The organism is Corynebacterium sp. HMSC036D02 (assembly GCF_001836165.1).
Lineage (GTDB): Bacteria > Actinomycetota > Actinomycetes > Mycobacteriales > Mycobacteriaceae > Corynebacterium.
Window position 1 is genome coordinate 226,312 of record NZ_KV827706.1, and the last position, 21,399, is coordinate 247,710.

General features: G+C 61.0%; 21 protein-coding genes. 16 read left to right on the forward strand and 5 right to left on the reverse strand.

What is annotated here, in order from left to right:
* Window positions 1-16 precede the first annotated feature (16 nt).
* On the forward strand, window positions 17-1,330 hold the full coding sequence (locus tag HMPREF2743_RS11815) for a DUF4921 family protein (RefSeq protein ID WP_210400267.1): 1,314 nt from the start codon (window positions 17-19) through the stop codon (window positions 1,328-1,330).
* Window positions 1,331-1,409: 79 nt separating this feature from the next.
* Here HMPREF2743_RS11815 and yaaA read toward each other — a convergent pair whose 3' ends face one another.
* Complete coding sequence (gene yaaA / locus HMPREF2743_RS11820) at window positions 1,410-2,132, reverse strand: peroxide stress protein YaaA (protein ID WP_070744837.1); 723 nt, start codon at window positions 2,130-2,132, stop codon at window positions 1,410-1,412.
* Between the two features lie 32 nt (window positions 2,133-2,164).
* Between yaaA and HMPREF2743_RS11825 the strand changes: the two genes are divergently transcribed.
* Both HMPREF2743_RS11825 and HMPREF2743_RS11830 read left to right on the forward strand, forming a co-directional pair.
* Window positions 2,165-3,934 carry a proline--tRNA ligase gene (locus HMPREF2743_RS11825; RefSeq protein WP_070818850.1) on the forward strand — a complete coding sequence of 590 codons (1,770 nt, stop codon included), beginning with the start codon at window positions 2,165-2,167 and terminating at the stop codon, window positions 3,932-3,934.
* A 27-nt stretch (window positions 3,935-3,961) separates the two neighbouring features.
* A complete protein-coding gene (locus HMPREF2743_RS11830; RefSeq protein ID WP_070527065.1) occupies window positions 3,962-4,357 on the forward strand; it encodes a DoxX family protein in 396 nt (131 codons plus the stop codon).
* A 30-nt stretch (window positions 4,358-4,387) separates the two neighbouring features.
* On the opposite strand, the gene HMPREF2743_RS11835 is transcribed toward HMPREF2743_RS11830, so the two are convergent.
* Window positions 4,388-5,242 (reverse strand): hypothetical protein, encoded by an 855-nt coding sequence (locus HMPREF2743_RS11835; protein ID WP_070818851.1) that lies wholly within the window; start codon window positions 5,240-5,242, stop codon window positions 4,388-4,390.
* A gap of 37 nt (window positions 5,243-5,279) precedes the next feature.
* Here HMPREF2743_RS11835 and rimP point away from each other — a divergent pair, with 37 nt between their 5' ends.
* The 9 genes from rimP to HMPREF2743_RS11880 all read left to right on the forward strand — a co-directional run bounded on the left by rimP (window position 5,280) and on the right by HMPREF2743_RS11880 (window position 14,500).
* Window positions 5,280-5,846, forward strand: coding sequence for a ribosome maturation factor RimP (gene rimP / locus HMPREF2743_RS11840; protein ID WP_070527072.1), 567 nt, complete (start codon window positions 5,280-5,282; stop codon window positions 5,844-5,846).
* A 3-nt stretch (window positions 5,847-5,849) separates the two neighbouring features.
* On the forward strand, window positions 5,850-6,866 hold the full coding sequence (gene nusA, locus HMPREF2743_RS11845; RefSeq protein ID WP_070445649.1) for a transcription termination factor NusA: 1,017 nt from the start codon (window positions 5,850-5,852) through the stop codon (window positions 6,864-6,866).
* A 120-nt stretch (window positions 6,867-6,986) separates the two neighbouring features.
* On the forward strand, window positions 6,987-7,322 hold the full coding sequence (locus HMPREF2743_RS11850) for a YlxR family protein (RefSeq protein ID WP_070818852.1): 336 nt from the start codon (window positions 6,987-6,989) through the stop codon (window positions 7,320-7,322).
* A 109-nt stretch (window positions 7,323-7,431) separates the two neighbouring features.
* Complete coding sequence (gene infB / locus HMPREF2743_RS11855; RefSeq protein WP_070527078.1) at window positions 7,432-10,131, forward strand: translation initiation factor IF-2; 2,700 nt, start codon at window positions 7,432-7,434, stop codon at window positions 10,129-10,131.
* A 130-nt stretch (window positions 10,132-10,261) separates the two neighbouring features.
* Window positions 10,262-10,705, forward strand: a complete 444-nt coding sequence (gene rbfA, locus HMPREF2743_RS11860; protein ID WP_070527081.1) for a 30S ribosome-binding factor RbfA — start codon at window positions 10,262-10,264, stop codon at window positions 10,703-10,705.
* A complete protein-coding gene (locus tag HMPREF2743_RS11865) occupies window positions 10,706-11,668 on the forward strand; it encodes a DHH family phosphoesterase (RefSeq protein ID WP_070527084.1) in 963 nt (320 codons plus the stop codon).
* Window positions 11,669-12,967 carry an MATE family efflux transporter gene (locus tag HMPREF2743_RS11870; RefSeq protein ID WP_070744836.1) on the forward strand — a complete coding sequence of 433 codons (1,299 nt, stop codon included), beginning with the start codon at window positions 11,669-11,671 and terminating at the stop codon, window positions 12,965-12,967.
* 44 nt (window positions 12,968-13,011) lie between these two features.
* Window positions 13,012-13,833 carry a metallophosphoesterase family protein gene (locus HMPREF2743_RS11875; RefSeq protein WP_070527091.1) on the forward strand — a complete coding sequence of 274 codons (822 nt, stop codon included), beginning with the start codon at window positions 13,012-13,014 and terminating at the stop codon, window positions 13,831-13,833.
* Window positions 13,826-14,500 carry a 4'-phosphopantetheinyl transferase family protein gene (locus HMPREF2743_RS11880; RefSeq protein ID WP_070527094.1) on the forward strand — a complete coding sequence of 225 codons (675 nt, stop codon included), beginning with the start codon at window positions 13,826-13,828 and terminating at the stop codon, window positions 14,498-14,500. The genes HMPREF2743_RS11875 and HMPREF2743_RS11880 overlap by 8 nt, the downstream gene beginning before the upstream one ends.
* A gap of 9 nt (window positions 14,501-14,509) precedes the next feature.
* Here the strand turns inward: HMPREF2743_RS11880 and truB are convergent, their stop codons facing one another.
* Window positions 14,510-15,403, reverse strand: coding sequence for a tRNA pseudouridine(55) synthase TruB (gene truB, locus HMPREF2743_RS11885; protein WP_070818853.1), 894 nt, complete (start codon window positions 15,401-15,403; stop codon window positions 14,510-14,512).
* A 37-nt stretch (window positions 15,404-15,440) separates the two neighbouring features.
* Between truB and HMPREF2743_RS11890 the strand changes: the two genes are divergently transcribed.
* The 4 genes from HMPREF2743_RS11890 to HMPREF2743_RS11905 all read left to right on the forward strand — a co-directional run bounded on the left by HMPREF2743_RS11890 (window position 15,441) and on the right by HMPREF2743_RS11905 (window position 20,100).
* Window positions 15,441-16,421, forward strand: a complete 981-nt coding sequence (locus HMPREF2743_RS11890; RefSeq protein WP_070818854.1) for a bifunctional riboflavin kinase/FAD synthetase — start codon at window positions 15,441-15,443, stop codon at window positions 16,419-16,421.
* Window positions 16,422-17,339: a nucleoside hydrolase gene (locus HMPREF2743_RS11895; RefSeq protein ID WP_070527103.1), complete on the forward strand. Its 918-nt coding sequence runs from the start codon at window positions 16,422-16,424 to the stop codon at window positions 17,337-17,339.
* 80 nt (window positions 17,340-17,419) lie between these two features.
* Complete coding sequence (gene rpsO, locus HMPREF2743_RS11900) at window positions 17,420-17,689, forward strand: 30S ribosomal protein S15 (RefSeq protein WP_010190317.1); 270 nt, start codon at window positions 17,420-17,422, stop codon at window positions 17,687-17,689.
* 140 nt (window positions 17,690-17,829) lie between these two features.
* Complete coding sequence (locus tag HMPREF2743_RS11905; RefSeq protein WP_070818855.1) at window positions 17,830-20,100, forward strand: polyribonucleotide nucleotidyltransferase; 2,271 nt, start codon at window positions 17,830-17,832, stop codon at window positions 20,098-20,100.
* Between the two features lie 103 nt (window positions 20,101-20,203).
* Here HMPREF2743_RS11905 and HMPREF2743_RS11910 read toward each other — a convergent pair whose 3' ends face one another.
* A complete protein-coding gene (locus tag HMPREF2743_RS11910; RefSeq protein WP_070818856.1) occupies window positions 20,204-20,863 on the reverse strand; it encodes an AMIN-like domain-containing (lipo)protein in 660 nt (219 codons plus the stop codon).
* Window positions 20,864-20,873: 10 nt separating this feature from the next.
* Window positions 20,874-21,263 carry a VOC family protein gene (locus tag HMPREF2743_RS11915; RefSeq protein ID WP_070527112.1) on the reverse strand — a complete coding sequence of 130 codons (390 nt, stop codon included), beginning with the start codon at window positions 21,261-21,263 and terminating at the stop codon, window positions 20,874-20,876.
* Window positions 21,264-21,399: the final 136 nt, after the last annotated feature.

Sequence of the window (21,399 nt, forward strand, 5' to 3'; positions counted from 1 at the left end):
GTCTACGCTGGGCTGCATGAGCGAAGCACTTTTTAGCCGCGTTGAACCTATCCAGACCATGGCGGATGGGACCGTCAAACAGGTCAACCCTTTCTCCGGGACAGAGGTGTGGACCGTGCCAGGACGCGGCAACCGTCCGCTTGCGCATGCAGCAAAGGATCCGCATCCGCTGGGCCCTGATGCCTTGACGCACAGCTGTGCCTTTTGCTCAGGCCGCATGTTGGATACTCCGCCGGAAAAGTCTCGCATCTTGGCCTCGGGGGAGATTCAGCGCGGCCTTCTTCCGCACGAGCTGGATAACTCCCAGCCGCTGTTTCGCCGCGTTCCTAACCTTTTTGAAATCGTGTCTTATGACTACTGGCACGAGAACTATGGCTTCACCCTGGACCCAGACCTGGCTTGTCACAAGGAAAGCTACGAGGCTGACGAGGCCGGACGCCTGCACGTACTCAATGTGGTGCGCACCAAGCTCAAGGCGGCGGGCAAGGATGTCGCGCTGGACGACGATTCTCTGCTCGCCCTCGCTGATGGCTTCTTCGGCGGCGGACACGATGTCATTATCTCCTCGCGGCACTTCGTGGACGGGGCGGTCGATGATAGCCAACTAGCCTCCTCCGGCACGCTGAGCCCCGATGAGCACTTCTTGCTGACAACGTTCACTGCGGAATCGACGCGCGAGCTCTACCAACGTAACCGCTACGCCTCTTATGTCGCCGTATTTCAGAACTGGCTGGCACCGGCGGGTGCGTCCTTCGACCACCTGCACAAGCAGCTCGTTGCGATTGATGCCCTGGGCATGGCGGCTCACCAGGAAAATGCGATTCTGCGGGCGCACCCCAACATGTACAACGATTGGGCTGTGGGCTATGCGGCAAAGCGCAACCTCGTCATAGCAGAAAATGACTATGCGGTGCTCTTCGCAGGATTCGGTCACCGCTATCCCACGCTCGAAATTTTCTCCAAGTCACCGCGCTGTGAACCGTGGGAACAAAGCCCTGAGGAAGTGCGCGGAATGTCGGATCTTATCCATGCAGCGCACGCCGCGGTGGGGCCGGAGGTGGCCTGCAATGAAGAATGGCACCACCGACCACCCAGCGTGGATCTGCCGCAGCCGTGGCGCGTCATGATCAAGCTGCGCGTGTCCACGCTGGCCGGTTTTGAGGGCGGCACCAAGGTCTATATCAACACCATCGATCCGTGGGGCTTGCGAGATCGCATCGTGGACGCCATGTTCCGCCTCCGCGAGCACGGAAAGATTGCCTCCGGCATCTCTATCGCCACTGAGTGCGAGCTCAAGCGCAATAGTTTGCGCTATAGCCCATTGGTTTGAATGGCCCCGCTTCGATTGAGCCAGATAAACTGATAAATAGATAAATCGGCGGGCGTAGATAAATTGATAAATAGATAAATCAGACCACGAGCACCAGCTCGGTGCCGCGCAGTTCGGTGCTCATGCCTGCCTCTTGGGCTACGCGGGCGGCATCCTCGAGGGAGGAGACATTATCGCCCTGGAGGGCGAGTACGCGAGCGAGTTCCCCCTTGTAGTGCTTGTTGAAGTGAGAGACCACCTTGCGGGAGCCATCCTCTTGTACTGACTCCACGCGCACGGTAGCGGCGTCCTTGAGCTTGCCCAGTTGCTGGTAGGTGCCCGAGCGCATATCGATGAGGAACTCGTCAGCGTCGACAAGCGCACGCAGCTCATCGGTGATGGCCGTACCCCATCGCGACTTCAGCGTGCGCCCGCCCAGCTTGGTGCCGCCGGAAAGCCGGTAGTGCGGGATGAGGTCATCAGCGCGCACCAGACCAAATAATGCATCGCCCACGGCGAGGAAGCGCCGCGCTTCCGGGGGGAGGGTGGGGGCGTTGAGGGCGTCGTACAGCACGCCGGTGAAACGCTCCAGCGCGGGCATGGTGGGGGAGGATACCAACTCGCGGTTGGACTCGGCTTCCCCACGTAGTTTCTCAGAGAGCTTGAGCACCTCCACCGCTTCATCGACGTCGAGGGAAGACAATTCTGCAGCGATTTCTTGGCGGATCGGGTTCAGTGCGGGGAAAGAGAGCTCGTCCCAGTTGAGGGGCGCGCCGCTGCCGCCGTGTGCTTTGGTCTCAGAAGGAGGGAGGATGATCAGCATGGCTACATGCTAGCGATGTAGACTGAGCAACCATGATTACACGTCTTTCTGAGCTTTTCCTCCGCACTCTTCGTGAGGATCCGGCTGATGCCGAAGTCCCCAGCCACAAGCTTCTCGTCCGCGCAGGTTATGTGCGCCGCGTTGCGCCGGGTGTGTACACCTGGCTGCCACTGGGGCTGCGTGCCATGCGCAAGATTGAAGACGTTATCCGTCAGGAGATGAACGCCATCGGCGGCCAGGAGATGCTCTTTCCGGCGCTGCTGCCGCGCGAGCCTTATGAGGAGTCGAACCGCTGGACGGAATACGGCGATAACCTGTTCCGTCTTAAGGACCGCAAGGGTGCGGACATGCTGCTGGGCCCGACCCACGAGGAGATGTTCACCACCGCGGTGAAGGATATGTACTCCTCCTACAAGGATTTCCCGGTTACGCTGTACCAGATCCAGACGAAGTACCGCGATGAGGAGCGCCCGCGCGCCGGCGTGCTGCGCGGCCGCGAGTTCACCATGAAGGATTCCTATTCCTTCGACATGACGGATGAGGGGCTCGATGAGTCCTATGCCCGCCACCGCAAGGCCTACCAGAACATCTTCGACCGCCTAGAGATCGATTACGCGATCTGTAAGGCCACCTCTGGCGCGATGGGTGGCTCGGCCTCCGAGGAATTCCTCGCTGTGTCTGAGGTGGGCGAAGATACCTTCGTCCGCGCCACCGAGGGCGAATACGCTGCCAACGTGGAAGCGGTGGTGACCCGGGCGCCGGAGGAGATTCCCTTCGATGGTCTGCCGGAGGCCCAGGAGCACGAGACTCCGAAATCCGAGACCATTGAGTCCCTGGTGGAGTGGGCTAACAGCGCCGGCATTACTGTCGACGGCCACGAGGTCACCGCAGCGGACACCCTCAAGTGCATGATGATCAAGGTGGCCGCCCCCGCAGCTACGGAGGAAGAGAAGGAATGGGAGCTCGCCGCTGTTCTTATTCCGGGCGATCGCGCCTTGGATGAGAAGCGCCTGGAGGCTTCTCTCGAGCCAATTGAGTTTGAGCTCGCCGGTGAGGGTGACTTCAAGAAGAACTCCTTCCTGGTCAAGGGTTATGTCGGCCCGCGTGTTCTGAATGCCCACGACGTGAAGGTTTATGCTGACCCGCGCGTGGTTTCGGGCACCTCCTGGATTACCGGCGCGGATGCCCCGCAGCGCCACGTTGTTGGATTGGTAGCTGGCCGTGACTTCACCGTTGATGAATTCATTGAGGCCGCGGAGGTCAAGGAAGGTGACCCGGCACCGAATGGTCAGGGCACTCTGACCCTGGAGCGCGGCATTGAACTTGGTCATATCTTCCAGTTGGGCCGCAAGTACACCGAGGCTTTCGACGTGCAGATTCTGGACGAAAACGGCAAGCGCGCCGTGCCGACCATGGGCTCCTACGGCATTGGCGTTACGCGCATGCTCGCCGTGTTGGCGGAGCAGCGCCATGACGAGAAGGGCCTCAACTGGCCGGTGGCCGTAGCTCCATACCAGGTGCATGTAGCCGTGGCCAACAAGGATGCCGCTGCCTTGGAGGCGGGCCAGAAGCTGGTGGAGGACCTGGACCGCGCGGGCGTCGAGGTGCTTTTCGACGACCGCCCCAAGGTCTCCCCGGGCGTGAAGTTCAAGGATGCCGAGCTCCTGGGCATGCCGTTCATTGCCATCTTGGGCCGCGCATTTGCCGATGGCATCATTGAGCTGCGCATCCGCGGCGGCGAGACCCGTGAGGTCCCCGCAGATTCCATCGTGGACACCTTAACGGAGCTCATCCGCGGCTAGGTGCGTTAAGCGCGTAGGCTCGCGGGTATGAGTTCTCACAACCCCGCACTGACATATTCAATGGCTGCAGCACTCTCTGCCATGGGAGTGCTGCATTTTGCTAAGCCGAAGCCCTTCGAGTCCATCATCCCGCCACAACTTCCAGGGTCGGCTCGCTTCTACAACTTAACCTCTGGCGCCTGGGAAGTGGTGACCGGTGCACTCCTGGCGAACCCATCGACGCGGCCTGCAGGCGGCCTTTCAGCCCTAGCTTTGCTCGCCGCCGTGTGGCCGGCGAACTTCTACCAGGCCTACAGGGACTTAGAAAGCGGCAAGGCATCAACCGGCAAGAAGATCTACCACGCGGTGCGTCTGCCGTTGCAGATTCCGGTCATGCGCTATGCCTGGTCGCTGTACGCCGAAAAGAACGCCAAACGTCGGTAGCTCAGGAAAATCGAGCCCGCGAGGGAGGAATTAAGCTGCACTGATGCGGTGAGATTGGGCGGCTACAGAAATAAGCCAGCTTCGCCATTCAGCATTGGGTGCCGCTTGGTCAGGCACCTCCTGTGAGGCGGCGGAGGTCCATGTCACCGTGTCACTATGCGCGACGTAGTCAAGGAACGCGCGCGCTGAGTCGGCGTCTACGGGCAGCTCACCGGAGGACGAGGTGTAGGCCGCTGCGGGCTGTGGCACTGGTCCGATTTTGGCTACTGCTTCTTGGAGCGCGAGGACGCGGTTCTCGTGCAGAGCGAGGCGCTCATCAACCAGCTCTTCGACGTCAGGTGTGACATAGGAACGAGCAAAGTCCAAGGCATACACCTGCTGGTATTCCCAGTCCAAGAGTTCGGTGGCGAGGTCAGCGACATCCTCCGTCAGCTCCGGCACAGCGCCCGGTTCATCGGTGGAGCGGGCCTCCATTGCGATGGCTTGGGCGACGAGCAGGGGCCGAGATTCCGGGGAGACCGCGTCAAGCTGCTCTTCAGTCGATGAAGAAGCTGCGGCAAGCACGGCAGCCGCATCAGTGGCCTCGTGTGCTTCACCCTCACGATTCACTTCGCAGGAGCGCGGAACGTGTCCTTCCTCGTCGCGGCCGCAGAGGCGCTCAATTTCGGAGTAAAGCTCGTCTGCGTGCTGCGCGCGCAGGGCAGCGGCATCCGCATCAATCTCTTCCAAGGCGAGAGCATCCGCGCTGGCGGATTGAGCAAGCGACGTGAGGGAGGGGTCTGCGTGGGGGCCAAAATAATCCACGATCGCGTCGGTGGCTTGGCAGCCGCCCAGCCAGGGGGCAACGCAAGCAAGCAGGGTGGGGATAACTACTCGGCGGTTCACGCGATAGACCCTACCCGTGTGACCTAGTCTAGAGCGCATGGCATTCCCAACACCCGCGCAACTAACCGAAATTCTGCAGCCTGTCGCCGCCGCACGCGGCCTCGACATCGAAGATGTGAAGACCACGCGAGCTGGTAAGAAGTCTCAGGTCATCATCCGCATCGATGGCGATGAGCGCCCGAGCTCCGATCTCATCGAGGAGCTCTCGCAGGAGATCTCTGCGCTCTTTGACGCTCAGGAAGAAGCGGGCACCCTCAACTTCGGTGCCGGCTACACCCTAGAGGTATCCACGCCAGGAGTGGACTTTCCGCTCAGCGCCCCGCGCCATTGGCGCCGCAACCAAGGAAGGCTCGTTGGCTATGCGCTGGCCGAGGAGCCTGGCACCACCCGCGTCGCCCGTATCGGTGCCCTGTCCGAGGATGAAGAATCCGTGGCGCTTATCACGACGGTGAAGAAGGAGGTGCGCTATCAGATCGAACGATTGGAAAACCTAAGCCGTGCAGTGGTAGAAATTGAATTTGCTCAACCTTCAGCAATGGAGCTGGAGGCGGCTATGCAGACGTTCGACTTCGCCGAGCAGAACTCGGCAACCCGAGAGGACTAACAAGTGAATATTGACCTAGAGGCACTCCGTACGATTCAGCGCGAGCGCGGCGTCCCCGTGAAGGACTTGCTCGAAGCTATCGCGGGTGCCCTTTTGTATTCCTACCTGGACCACCGTGCGGAATCCGCTGAGACAAAGGCGGAAGGCACGAAGTCGCGCGTAGACATTGACGCCGACAGCGGCGCCGTCACTGTCATCGTGACCGAAAGTGATCCGGAGACCGGAGAGGTTATCAGCGAGTACGATGACACCCCGGACAACTTTGGGCGCATCGGCGCGCAGGCGGTCCGCGATGCCATCCTGCGCAAGTTGCGCGAGAACGAGGCTGAGCGAACCTATGATTCCTATTCTGAGCTGACCGGAACGGTGGTGTCGGGCGTCGTCCAGCGCGATATCCACGCCAACAAGCGCGGCGTCGTTGTGGTGCAATTGGGCACCGAACACGATTCCCAGGATGCTTTCCTGTTGCCTGCTGAGCAGCTGCCGGGGGAGAAGCTGGAGCACGGTGACCGCGTCAAGGCCTATGTCGTGGGTGTGAACCGTAACGGTGCCAAGGTGCAGATCACGTTGTCGCGCACTCACCCGGAGTTGGTTCGCGGACTCTTTGAGCTGGAGGTTCCGGAGGTCGCCGACGGTGCGGTCGAGATTATCGCCATCGCTCGCGAGGCTGGCCACCGCTCCAAGATCTCCGTTCGCGGCCACGCCAAGGGCCTCAACGCCAAGGGTGCGTGTATCGGCCCGAAGGGCTCCCGCGTCAGCAACGTGATGCGTGAACTCGGTGGTGAGAAGATTGACATCATTGATTTCAACGAAGACCCAGCCGTGTACGTGGGCAATGCTCTCGCCCCGTCGAAGGTCGTGCGCGTAGAAATCCTCGACGAGGAAGCGCAGGTGGCCAAGGTCACCGTGCCGGATTACCAGCTCTCGCTCGCTATCGGCAAGGAAGGCCAGAACGCTCGCCTCGCAGCTCGCCTGACCGGATGGAAGATTGATATTCACTCCGATGCCGCTCGGGACTAGCTTTCCGAGCAGCCTACGGTGGAATTAAAGGTTTGGCCTATTTTCGCGTAGACTAGACAACGGCCCACATGCAGGAATGCTGTGGCGTAGCAGCAGTAGCGATATGACCTAAGGAGTTGGATGTCTCAAGGACAGCGTCTCCGCACTTGTATCGCTACGCGCCAAAAGCATCCCGACACGGAACTGCTGAGGGTTGTCGCCGATAAGGGCGATCCCTCAGGGCGCCGTGTCGTTCCGGATCCCGGCCGCCGCCTTCCTGGAAGGGGAGCGTGGATAAGGCCTGATCTGGAAGCAGTAGAGCTGGCGGAGCGAACCCGTGCCTTCAGGCGCGCGCTCCGATTGTCCACAGACGTGGACACAGGTCACGTACGTGAGTACCTCGCTGCCAGGCAGCAGGTGCAGTCGGCGGGCTACAGCCCGTGCGACCCAGAGTTAAAAAGGAAGACCGAACACTGATGAGCGCACAACCATGAAGCAGCATCAGCGATGAAAGTCCATAGCCATTAACTAGGGGTCAGGCCGTATTCCGCGGCCTTGGCTCCTAGAAAGATTAAAGAGGAGACAAGTGCCCGGAAAGCTACGTGTACACGAGTTGGCAAAGCAGCTCGGCGTAACCAGCAAGGAACTACTCGCCACGCTGAAGGAACAAGGCGAGTTCGTCAAGACCGCATCCTCGACCATCGAACCCCCGGTGATCAAGAAGATGCGTGCACACTACGAAGCTAAGGGTGGCGAGGACAAGGCAGCGGAGAAGAACGCGCCGGCAGCCACCCCAGCTTCTGCTGCCAAGAAGCCGGCAGAGAAGAAGCCTGCCGCTGCAGCAAAGCCAGGCCCGAAGCCAAGCGCCGCCCCTAAGCCCGGTGCTGCCCCGAAGCCGGGTGGCGCCCCGAAGCCGGGTGCCACGCCAAAGCCCAGTGGCGCACCGAAGCCTGGGGCACAGCGCAAGAACAACGAGAAGGGCGGCGAGCGCGCTGTCACTCCGCGCAGCATGCCGAAGCCTGGCGGCACCCGCCGCGTGGCCAACAACCCGTTCTCCACGGGTAGCTCCAGCGATCGTCCGAGCCCCGGACCTCGCCCAGGCGGTACCAAGGGACAGCGCTCCGCTGGCAAGCCCGGTGATAACCGTGGCGGCAAGGGCGGCGCACGCCCGCAGGGCGATGGCAACCGCAGCGGAGGACGTCGTCCTTCGCCGGCAATGATGCCTTCGCACCCGAACCCGGCCAGCATGCCGTCGAAGGCCGCTGGTAGCGGCGGCGGTGGTCGTGGTCGCGGCGGCCGCGGTGGCGGGCCCGGCCACGGCGGTCCTGGCCACGGTGGTTTCCGTGGACGCGGCGGTCGTCGCGGTGGCACCGCCGGTGCATTCGGCCGTCCGGGTGGCGCACCGCGTCGCGGAAAGAAGTCGAAGCGTCAGAAGCGCCATGAGTTTGAAGAGCAGCAGAAGCATGAGGTAGGCGGCGTACGTCTGCCTGACGGCGGCGGTAAGGTCGTACGCCTGCGTCGCGGTGCTTCCCTGGCTGACTTCGCTGAGAAGATTGGTGCAGATCCTGCAGCATTGGTGCAGGCACTGTTCAACCTCGGTGAGATGGTGACTGCTACGGCTTCTGTCTCCGAAGACACCCTGCAGCTGCTGGGTTCGGAGATTAACTACGAGGTCCAGGTCGTCTCCCCTGAGGATGAGGACCGCGAGCTGCTCGAGTCCTTCGACCTGCAGTTCGGCGAGGACGAGGGTGGCGAAGAGGCACTTGAGAAGCGCCCGCCAGTTGTGACCGTGATGGGTCACGTTGACCACGGTAAGACTCGCCTTCTTGACACCATTCGTAAGACCAACGAGGGTGCCGGCGAGGCCGGTGGCATTACCCAGGGCATCGGCGCCTACCAAACCACGGTGGACCTCGAGGATGGTCCTCGCACCATCACCTTCCTGGATACCCCGGGTCACGAGGCCTTCACCGCTATGCGTGCCCGCGGTGCTAAGTCCACCGACTTGGCCATCCTGGTGGTTGCCGCCGATGACGGCGTGATGCCGCAGACTATCGAGGCAATCAACCACGCGAAGGCAGCAGACATCCCTGTGGTTGTCGCGGTCAACAAGATTGATAAGCCGGAGGCTTCCCCGGACAAGATCCGTGGTCAGCTCACTGAGTACGGACTGGTTCCGGAAGAGTACGGTGGCGACACGATGTTCGTGGATATCTCCGCGAAGAACAACATCAACATTGATGATCTGCTCGAAGCCGTCATCCTGACGGCGGACGCTGCCTTGGAGCTCACCGCTAACCCGGACATGGATGCGCAGGGTTCTGCCATCGAGGCCCACCTCGACCGCGGCCGCGGTCCGGTGGCTACGGTCATCATCCAGCGCGGTACGCTGCGTATTGGTGATTCCATCGTGGTTGGTGACGCACACGGACGTGTGCGCCGCATGCTCGATGAGTTCGGCAACGACGTGGAAGAGGCAGGCCCGTCCCGCCCGGTCCAGGTGCAGGGTCTTAATGGTGTTCCTGGCGCCGGCGACAACCTCCTGGTTGTTGAGGATGACCGCGTGGCACGCCAGATTGCCGCACAGCGCGATGCTCGCAAGCGTTCTGCTCTGCAGGCAAAGGCTCGCAAGCGCGTCTCCCTCGAGGATCTGGATGCAGTGCTCAAGGAAACCTCGACGCTCAACCTCATCCTCAAGGGCGACAACGCAGGTTCCGTGGAAGCGCTCGAAGATGCCCTGTTGGACATCGAGGTCGACGACGAGGTACAGCTCAACATCATCGACCGTGGTGTGGGCGCGGTGACGCAGACCAACGTCTCCCTGGCTGCCGCTTCGGACGCCATCATCATCGCCTTCAACGTTCGCGCTGAAGGCAAGGCCACCGAGGAAGCCAACGCTGAGGGCGTCGATATCCGCTACTACACGGTGATTTACCGCGCCATCGAAGAGGTTGAGGCAGCGCTGAAGGGCATGCTCAAGCCTATCTACGAGGAGCGCGACACCGGTGCGGCAGAGATCCGCGCGCTGTTCAAGTCCTCCGCCGTCGGCACCATCGCCGGTTGTATGGTCACGGAGGGCAAGGTCAAGCGCAATGGCAAGGTGCGCCTGGTCCGCGACGGAAACGTCATTACCTCCGATGCCAAGATCGAGTCCCTGCGCCACGAGAAGGATGACGCAAACGAGATCAACGCCGGCTACGAGTGCGGTATGGTTCTGTCCTATCCGGATATTCAGGTAGGCGATATCATCCAGGCCTACGAAGAGGTCGAGGTCCCGCGCGACTAAGCGCAAGAAACCTCAGGCAGTGAAGCCCAGCCAGGAAAGATTCTGGCTGGGCTTTCCTCATTTCGGCCGAAAGGTGCAGAATCGGTATCCTAGACTAGTTGCCAGTAACCGTACGTAAAGGAGCTTCACCATGGTTGATCACGCCCGCGCCGCACGCATGGCAAAGCGCATTCAGACAATCGTCGCCAGTGCAATTGAGCGCCAAATTAAGGATCGCCGCCTTGAGCTGGTGACAATCACGGATGCCCGGGTCACGGGTGATCTCCACGACGCCACCGTGTTCTACACGGTGCGTGGTACGGATATCGAGACCGAGCCTGATTATGACCAGGCAGCCGAAGCCCTCACCAGGGCTAAGGGGCAATTGCGCAAGATTGTGGGTGATGAGCTCTCCGTTCGTTTTACGCCGACGCTGTCCTTCGAGCTCGATACTGTCCCCGAGGCCTCCGCGCACATGGAGGAGCTGCTCGCCCGCGCCCGTGCCCGCGATGCGGAGCTAGCCAAGCTGAAGGAAGGTGCACAGCCCGCAGGCGACGCGAACCCGTACAAGACCTCGGACGAGGAAGAGGACTAAGTGTCGCGAACCAACTACGAAGCCGCAGTGGATGCGCTGGTGCAAGCCAGCAGCATTTGCATCATCACGCATTTGCGCCCAGACGCCGACGCCGTCGGCTCGGCAGCCGCCCTTACCCTGGCACTTCGCCAGCGCGGGAAGCAGACCCGCACCGTGATTGGCCAACGCCGTGATATTTCAGCCAACCTGTTTTCCATCCCCACGGTGGATGAGATTGAGTTGGTGGATGAGCTTCCACAAGGTTATGACCTCTATGTCACTGTGGACTGCGGCTCGATAGATAGGACGGGTTCGGTGGCCCAGGAAATCGAAGAAATGGCCGCCGTGGGCCGCGTCCTGTGCATCGACCACCACGCCTCCAACGATGGCTTCGGAGCCATCAATGTCGTGGATCCGGTATGCGAGTCCACCACGGTGGTGCTCCTGGACATCCTGGATAGGCTGTCCATCCAGATCGATCGCGTCATCGCGCACTGCCTGTACGCGGGCCTAGTCACCGATACCGGTAACTTCCGGTGGGGCCGCCCAGCGATGCATGATATCGCTGCGCGCCTGATGCTCTATGGTCTCGATACCAAGCAGATAGCGTTGGAACTCATGGATTCCAGCACGGCCGATGACCTGCAGATGATTGGACGCGTGCTCTCAGGCCTCAGGATTGAGGAAGCAGGGGAGCACCGCCTCGCTGTTCTCTTCGTCCCGCATGAGGAGGTCAGCTCCCACGCCGATTCCGCGATTGAATCTTTCGTCGATTATGTCCGAGCCTTGAAGGGCACTGACATCGGCGTGGTCTTCAAGGAGCAAGCGCCTGATGTGTGGGCGGTGTCCCTGCGTTCCTCCGCCGTCAACTGTGCGGAAGTGGCCCTCACCTTTGGCGGCGGCGGGCATATTCCGGCTGCAGGTTATACCGCGCATGGAAACCCCGAGGAGGTTATCGCGCAGCTGGTAGGTGCGTTGTCCTAGATGGTTTCCGAGCAACCAGTGAAGGTTTCTGCCGCTGAGGTCTTCCGCCTCGCCCTTCCTGCTCTGGGCGTTCTGGCGGCCATGCCGCTGTATTTATTGCTGGATACTGCGGTCGTCGGCCGTTTGGGGGCGGAGGATTTGGCCTCGCTTGGCGCAGCGGCCACGCTCCATTCGGTGGTTACCACCCAATTAACCTTTCTGTCTTATGGCACGACCGCGCGTGCGTCACGGCTGTTCGGCGCGGGGAAGCGCGAGGAGGCCGTCGCCGAGGGGGTGCAGGCAACGTGGGTTGCCGTGGGCGTTGGGATGGTGCTCGCCGTCATCATGTGGCTCTTCGCCGGGGTCTTTGCCACCTGGTTGACGGGTAACCCGGATACAGCGCGGGGGACCGCACAGTGGTTGCGGATTGCGGCCGTCGCCATTCCTTTTACCCTCATCAACATGGCCGGCAACGGCTGGATGCGAGGTGTTCAAAACACCCGCAAGCCCCTCTACTTCACCCTGGCAGGTATGGTTCCCGGCGCCATCGCGGTGCCTATTTTCGTGCATGTGTGGGGGCTTGCAGGTTCCGCCCTGGCCACGGTGCTGGGGATGGGGATTATCGCGGCGTTCTTTGTAGCGGAGCTGCGTCGCGAGCATACCGGCTCGTGGGAGATTCGGTGGAGCGTGGTTCGTCGGCAGCTAGTGCTGGGACGTGACCTCATTGTGCGTTCGCTGAGCTTCCAAGTGGCGTTTCTGTCAGCGGCGGCCGTGGCCTCGCGTATCGGCACGGCGCAGCTCGCCGCGCATCAAATCATGATGCAGATGTGGAATTTCCTGTCCCTCGTTCTGGATTCCCTCGCGATCGCTGCCCAAGCCTTGACCGGCGCGGCATTGGGAGCGGGATCAGCGCGCTATGCCCGCACGGTGGGAACCAAGGTAACGCTCTACTCGACGTCCTTCTCCCTCGCGCTGGCAGCGGTACTGGGCCTTGGCTCCGCTTTTATCCCACGGATTTTTACCACGAGCCCGGAGGTCCTAGAGGTCATCTCCGGCCCCTGGTGGGTTATGACCTTCCTCGTCATTATTGGCGGCGTCGTCTTCGCCTTGGACGGCGTCCTCCTGGGGGCTGGGGACGCGGCCTTCCTCCGCACGCTCACCCTCGCTTCGGTGCTTCTAGGCTTCCTTCCCGGCGTCTGGTTGGCCTTTGTTTTCGACACCGGCTTGACCGGGGTGTGGGGCGGGATTGCCGCGTTCATCCTCATCCGCATGGTGGGCGTGGTCTGGCGCTTCTACTCCATGCGGTGGGCGCGGGTCTAAGCCTGTGGTAGAAGTAGAGGGACTGTTCGTATGAAGGAGGCGCTATGACCACTTTGTGGGCCGTCTCCGATCTCCACGCGGCGGTGCGTGTGAACGGGGAACGTATCGATGAACTTGTCCCGCCGAACCCCAACGATTGGCTGATTGTTGCCGGCGACGTGGCCGAGCGCATTGACCTTGTTATCAACACCTTGGCGCGGCTAAAGAACCGCTACGCCACCGTCATTTGGGTGCCCGGCAACCACGAGCTCTTCTCCCGCGGCCAGGACGCCTACCAGGGGCGCTCGAAATACGATCGCCTCGTTGAAGGCTGCCGGGAAATTGGCGTGATCACCCCGGAGGATCCGTTTCCGGTATTTGGAGGGGTCACGGTGGTCCCGCTGTTTACGCTCTACGATTACAGCTTCCGTCCACCAGGCACCACGGTGGAACAGGCGCTGGCGAGTGCGAAGGAGAAGCAGATCGTCATGACTGATGAATTTGCTATCGCCCCCTTCGTCGATGTGCGCGCGTGGTGCTGGGACCGCCTGGCCTATTCGATCAAGCGGCTGTCACGCGTCGAGGGTGAAACCGTCCTCATTAACCATTGGCCGCTGGTGCAGGAGCCGACGCTCTATTTGCGCTGGCCCGAAGTGGCCTTGTGGTGCGGCACCCGCCATACGCGTTCTTGGCCGCGGCGCTATAACGCTAAGGCAGTGATTTATGGTCACCTCCACATGCCTAATCGCGCCAACGTTGACGGGGTAGACCACATTGAGGTGTCCCTGGGCTATCCGCGTGAGTGGCAGGCGCATGGCGGTCTTCAGTCCTGGCCGTACCCGGTGCTTACCATCGATGAGAAGACGGGGAGGGCCGAGCATGCTTGAGCCTTCTCTCTTCCCCGAGTCAGCGCGCTTTTGTTATGTGCGTACAGATGAGTCGATGACCAACCTTCTCAACTACCACCACCTATCCCCGGAAGAACGTTCTGTGGTCTCCCAGGCCGTGGACGTCCGCAAATCCGAGTTTGGGGATGCCCGCTGGTGTGCTCACCAGGCCTTGAAGGAACTCAACTACACAGGTGATGAACCTATTCTGCGCGGTGAGCGGGGCATGCCATTGTGGCCGGAGGGCTATACCGGATCGATGACGCACACCGAAGGTCTGCGCGCAGCTGTGGCAGCTCCCGCCACGCACGTGCGCTCTATGGGGCTTGACGCCGAGCCGGCGGAGCCTCTTCCGGAGCACGTGTTGACGATGATCGCGCGGCCAGGGGAGATGCCGCAGTTGGCGCAGTTGCACGCAGCCGGAATTTCCTGCCCGGACCGCCTCTTGTTCTGTGCGAAGGAAGCGACCTACAAGACGTGGTTCCCCATGACTCGCCGCTGGCTCGATTTTGACCAGGCCGAGATCGATCTGCGCCTCGACGGCACTTTAGTTTCCTACCTTTTGGCGCGGCCGACCCCGGTGCCCTTCATTACTGGGCACTGGATAATCAGGGATGGCTATGTCATCGTTGCCACCGCTGTCCCCGCGCTTAACTTTGACCGTTAAAGCAGGCAACTACAGCGTCGAGGGGCGCGCAACAAAAACTGTGGCCAGGCGCTTTCCCTTTTCCTTAATCAGAGCGATGGAACGGCCCTGCGGATCTACGGCCGCGTAAGTACCTTTCAGCCCGCGCGGCTCCAACCATTTGCCCATGGCCAAGGCCTGGGCCTCATCGTCGGTGACCTCCAAGACCGGATAGCTGCGGGCGAGTGCCTCATCAAGGCTTAAGGACAGCTGCGGGGAGTCTTCGAGCGCAGAGAGGGGGAGGGCGTCGTTAAGCGTAAAAGGCCCTACCTCCGTGCGGCGCAGCGCGGTGAGATGCCCGCCGACGCCGAGCGCTTCTCCCAAATCCCGAGCCAGCGAGCGGATGTAGGTGCCCGAAGAACAGGCCACCGACACGTCCAGATCGATGAACTCTCCGGTGCGCCGCGTATCGAGGATATCGAAGCGGCTGACCGTTACCTGGCGAGCTGGAATCTCAATTTCTTCGCCCGCACGCACCCGTTCGTGGGCACGTTTGCCATCCACCTTGATGGCGGACACCGCTGCCGGACGCTGCATAATATCGCCGGTCAAGGCAGCAATTTCGTGCGCAATGTCTGAGTCTTCCACAGCGGTTGCCGGTTTGCCCCACGTTGTTTCCCCCTCCGCGTCGTCGGTGTGGGTCGCCATGCCCAGGCGAATCGTGGCGTCATAGGCCTTGGTGGAAGCCACCATATGCGCAAGAAACTTGGTGCCGCGCTCGATGCCTACGACGAGCACTCCCGTGGCCATCGGATCAAGCGTGCCCGCGTGCCCCACCTTGCGGGTGTGGAAGAAGCGGCGGAGTTTTCCCACGACGTCGTGCGAGGTCATGCCGGCGGGTTTATCGACGACCACGAGGCCAGAACGTTCGAGCGGATCAGTCATGCCCTGCAGTCTAGGGCACCGGCCGCGGTGGGATAGCATGGTGCCCGTGGATATTTGGTACGGAATCGATAGCATCCCTGCTGACCTTGGCTCGACCTCGGTGACGATTGGCGTCTTCGACGGCCTGCACCGCGGACACCAACAGCTCGTGACGAAGGCCGTCGAGCACGCGCGCAGCAATGGCCAGCGCGCCGTCATGGTGACCTTCGATCCGCACCCAGTCTCCGTGTTCTTGCCGGAGCGTGCTCCTCTCTCCGTGATTACGTTTGAGCGCCGTATGCAGCTGGCGGAAGAGATGGGCATCGAGGCCGTTCTCGTCATCGACTTCACCGAAGAACTACGAGGTGTTGGGCCGCGCGAGTACGTGACAGACCTCCTTGTGGGGCGCTTGCACGCAGAACACGTCGTGGTGGGGGAGAACTTCACGTTCGGCGCGGGTGCGGCCGGCACCGCGGAGGCGCTGGCGGAATTCGGAACCGAGTTCGGTTTCGGCGTTGACATCGTGCCCTTGCTTGACGACGACGGCGAGCGCATCTGCTCCACCAACATCCGCGCCGCTCTTGCCAAGGGCGATATTGCACGCGCGAATTGGGCGCTGGGGCGCCATTTCACAGTGACTGGGCCCGTTGTGCGCGGTGCAGGACGCGGCGGAAAGGAGCTTGGTTTCCCAACCGCCAACCAGTATTTCCCGGAATCCGTCGCCATCCCGGCCGATGGCGTGTACGCGGGCTGGTTCGTAGTCGAGCCCACCGGCGCCCCTCTGGAAGGTGACATGGAGCCCGGCGTTCCTTATCCAGCCGCTATCTCGGTGGGCACGAACCCCACCTTTGGTGACGAGGAGCGTTCGGTGGAGTCCTTTGTGCTGGACCGCGACGCTGATCTCTACGGCCACGAAGCCACCGTGCACTTTGTTGACCACGTGCGCGACATGGAGAAATTCAATTCCGTGGAGGAACTCCTGGTAGCTATGGAGCGTGACGTTGCCCGAGTTCGTGAGATTCTTGCCCGCGAGGCTTAAATGAAGATCATCCTCGACCTCGACACCGGAATCGACGATGCCCTAGCGCTCGCCTATGCCGTGGCGCACCCCGACCTCGAGCTGATCGGGGTAACGGGTACCTACGGCAACGTGCCGGTGGCTTTGGGAGTGCGCAACTCGCTGGCGTTGCTCGAGCTTCTCGACGCCGAGGAGGTCCCCGTCTTCACCGGCCCGACGCGGCCGGGCTTTCGCGTTGCTCCCATTTCAGCATTCATCCATGGCCGCAACGGCCTTGGGGAAGTACTTCTGCCTCCGCCGCGGCGCAAAGCCTACGACGATGCGGTCGGCTTCCTCATCCGTTCGGTCCGCGAGCATGGCGAGGACCTGGTTATTGTGCCAACGGGGCCGTCGACAAGCATTGCAGCCGCCATGCGCGAGGACCCGGACTTTGCCCGCAACGCCCGCATCGTCATGATGGGCGGCGCGCTAACCGTGCCCGGAAACGTCACTCCTTATGCCGAGGCCAACGTCTTCCAAGATCCCCAAGCCACGGACTATGTCTTTCGCCATGCACAGAACCTCACGATGGTGGGGCTCGATGTCACGTTGCGCACGTTGCTCACCACGGAGCATACGAAGCAGTGGAGGGCCACGCGGACGGGCCGGATCTACGCGGACATCGTGGACTACTACATCCGCGCCTATAAAACGACGTCTCCGCACCTTGGTGGTTGCGGGCTCCACGACCCTTTAGCGGTAGCAGTGGCAGCCGATCCTTCGCTGGTCACCTGCCTCGACCTGAATCTGCGGTGTGAGGAGAACGGGCGCACGATCGGTGACCCGGAACGCCTTAACGACCCCACCACTCGCGTGGCCGTTGCTGTCGATGACGCGCGCTTCGTCGATGATTTGATGTCGAAGCTGGGCAGCCTCTATACTTCTACTTCGGCTTGCTGACTGCGGTCCACAGTAGTCACGGGCAGCGCCACCAAGGCGCAACATTTCATGTGGACTGAAATACAATAGGAGATTTTTCCATGGCTTTGAGCACCGAGAAGAAGGCTGAAATCCTCAAGGAGTATGGCCTGCACGAGACCGACACTGGTTCCCCGGAGGCACAGGTTGCGCTGCTGACTTCCCGCATCAACAACCTGACCGAGCACCTCAAGGACCACAAGCACGATCACCACTCCCGTCGTGGTCTGCTGCTCATGGTTGGTCGCCGTCGTGGCCTGCTGAAGTACCTGGCTGCTAACGACGTTGACCGTTACCGCGACCTGATTTCTCGCCTGGGTCTGCGCCGCTAAGCGCTGAACTTTTCAACCCCCGCACCTTGTGTGCGGGGGTTTTCTTGTCCCATCTGCTAAAATCCTTGGGCGTTGTCAAAAACATCGAAGAAGAGGCGGCACCGAAGATCGCCATGACAGCTCCAAGGAGAGTTTCATACATGAGCGCTAAGAACGCTAAGAAGCAACCAAACAATTCCGTCGAGTTTCTTATCGACGACGATTACGGAATCACCGAGGCCATCGCCACCCTGGATAACGGCGATTTCGGCACTCGCACCATCCGTTTTGAGACGGGCCAGCTGGCTCGCCAGGCCGGTGGCTCCGTGACCACTTATCTGGACGAGGACACCATGCTGCTGTCCACGACCACCGCTTCTAACCAGCCGCGCGAAGGTTTCGACTTCTTCCCGCTAACCGTGGACGTCGAGGAGCGCATGTACGCCGCGGGTAAGATCCCGGGCTCTTTCTTCCGCCGCGAGGGCCGTCCCTCTACTGAGGCTATTTTGGCCTGCCGCCTCATCGACCGCCCGCTGCGCCCGACCTTCGTGAAGGGCTTGCGCAACGAGGTTCAGGTCGTTGTCACGGTCCTCTCCATGGACCCGGAGGAGTACTACGACGTCGTTGCCATCAACGGCGCTTCCGCCTCCACCCAGCTTTCCGGCCTGCCGGTATCCGGCCCGGTGGGCGGCGTGCGCATGGCACTGATTGCTGATGATAAGCACCCGAAGGGCCAGTGGGTGGCCTTCCCGAACAACGAGCAGCACGAGCGTGCTCTTTTCGAGATGGTCGTGGCCGGCCGCATCGTGAAGAAGGGCCGCAAGGACGACGTAGCCATCATGATGGTCGAGGCCGGCGCTGGTGTGAACGTAGCCGAGCGCATCAAGGAAGGCGCACCGGCTCCGCAGGAGTCCACCGTGGCTGAGGGCTTGGAAGCTGCGAAGCCTTTCATCAAGTCCCTGTGTGAAGCGCAGGCAGGTCTGGCGGAGCGTGCGGCCAAGGAGACGCAGGAGTTCCCGCTCTTCCCGCCTTACGGTGATGATGTTTACACCGCCGTCGAAAAGGCAGCCTCCAAGAAACTGGAGAAGCTGCTTACCATCCCGGGCAAGCAAGACCGCGACGACGCCACTAATGAGTACATGGAGCAGGTCGAGGCTAAGCTCATCGAAGACTTTGATGACCTCGATGAGGCCGATGCATCCAAGCAGATCCGCAACGCTTTCAACGCCGTGATGAAGGACATCGTGCGCACCAAGATCCTCACTGAGGGCTTCCGCATCGATGGCCGTGGTGTGACCGATATCCGTGACCTCGGCGTGGAGGTTGACCTCATCCCGCGTGCTCACGGTTCCTCCCTGTTTGAACGTGGCGAGACCCAGATCCTGGGTGTGACCACTTTGGACATGCTGAAGATGGAGCAGCAGATCGACTCCCTGACCCCAGTGGAGTCCAAGCGTTACATGCACCACTACAACTTCCCGCCGTACTCTACCGGCGAGACCGGTCGCGTAGGCTCCCCGAAGCGCCGCGAGATTGGTCACGGTGCGCTGGCTGAGCGCGCGCTGCTGCCGGTGATCCCTTCCCGTGAGGACTTTCCGTACGCCATCCGCCAGGTGTCTGAGGCCCTCGGCTCGAATGGTTCTACCTCCATGGGCTCCGTCTGCGCATCCACCTTGTCCCTCTACAACGCGGGCGTTCCGCTGAAGGCTCCGGTGGCAGGCATCGCCATGGGCTTGGTTTCTGGTGAAGTTAACGGCAAGGAAAAGTTCGTGGCACTCACGGATATTCTCGGTGCTGAGGATGCCTTCGGCGATATGGACTTCAAGGTTGCCGGTACGTCCGAGTTCATCACCGCCCTGCAGCTGGACACCAAGCTGGATGGCATTCCTTCGCACGTGCTTGCCGACGCCCTCGAACAAGCCCGCGACGCCCGTGCCGCCATCCTCGACACTATGTCTGAGGTCATCGAGGGCCCAGACGAGATGTCTGGCCTGGCACCGCGCATTACCTCGGTGACTATCCCGGTGAACAAAATTGGTGAGCTCATTGGCCCGAAGGGCAAGACCATCAACGCCATCACCGAGGAAACCGGCGCCGATGTCTCCATCGAAGAAGACGGAACTGTGTATATCTCTGCCGCTACCGGTGAAGCAGCCGACGCTGCGATCGACCGCGTGAATAGCATTGCTAACCCGCAGCTGCCGAAGGTGGGCGAGCGCTTCCTCGGCACCGTGGTGAAGACCGTGGCTTTCGGCGCCTTCGTTTCCCTGACCCCGGGTCGTGATGGTCTTGTACACATCTCGAAGCTGGGCGGCGACGAGCGCATTGAGAAGGTCGAGGACGTCGTCAACGTTGGCGATAAGATTCAGGTCGAAATTGCCGACATTGATAATCGCGGCAAAATCTCCCTGGTTCCGGTTGAGGAGGACTAATCCTCAAGCCGCCTAGGAGCTCTACTAGGAAGCTCTATTAGATCGAGGGCCCTGCCCCCAGCAGACATAGCTTGGGGCAGGGTCCCTATCGTTCCACTCCGGGTTAGTCTTGGAAATCGAGTACGAGGCGTTTAGGGTCTTCCAGGAAAGTCACCGAGTACGGCGTCTTCTTGTGCAGACCAATGATTAATTGGGTTTGTGCCTCGAATGAGGTCGTGTATACGACTTCGCTCACCACACCAGTACCGGGTGTAACTCCCGGTTTCATATATCTTTCTTCGAGCTCGGGCGTGGAGGGCCACGGGGTTCCTTCGATCCCCAGATTGAGAAATGTGTTTCCTTCTACCTCAACTGGGTAGCCTGATGCCTGTTGCCGCGGATCGTCGGTATAAGCCGTGAACCACCCCGGCTCACCTTCTCCTTCGAGGTCAACTACCACCCGCGTGAAACCGTCGTGAGCACCTACGCGCACGCCCGTCGGGGTGAGGCCACCCAACCGCTCCGGCATGCGGTGTTGGTCTTCGAGCGCCGGCATACCCATCCCTGCAAAGGCAGCAACATTGGCGTCCTGCTGTGAGGGAGCAGCTTGCGTTTCACTGGGCGGCGGCTCCGGCGCATCGGTGGCGGTAAAGCTAGAAGGAATTGCACTGAACTGCGGCGCCGGAGTCGTGTCCGCTCCGCGCTCCGCGCATGCGGTTAGCGGCATCACGCATACGGCGCTAACGGCTGCGATGATGGCGACGGAAGAAGATGAGTGCGTCATTCTTTGTTCTCTATTTCTTGAGCTGTACCAGTTGGATGAGGTTTCCTACGGTGTCATCGAAGACGGCGATGATGGAGGGGCCGACGTCGGTAGGCGCCATAGTGAAATGCACTCCCTTTTCAGTGAGCTCGCTATACTCCCTTTCCACGTCTGCGGATAGGAACTGGGTGACAGGGATACCGTCAGTCTTGAGTGCTGCTGCGTAGTCCTTGGCCGCGGGGTGGGCCTTGGGCTCGAGCAGGAGCTCTATATTCCCTTGGTCTTCTGCATTGGTGACTGTGAGCCACCGAAAGTCTCCGTGGGTTACATCGTCCTTGACTCGAAAGCCGAGCGTATCGACATAAAAGTCGTGCGCACGGGAAACATCATCGACGGGTACTGAAGCAATGTAGATCTGCATTCACTCCATCCTAACCGGCATGACTAAGAACAACCGGTCCCAATGCCAGCAGTTGGGGCGAGCCTGGCCGGGCCTCGTCAGATCAGTCGTCGTCTTGTTCGACGACGGTGTTTAGAAGGGGATGTCGTCGGTGTCG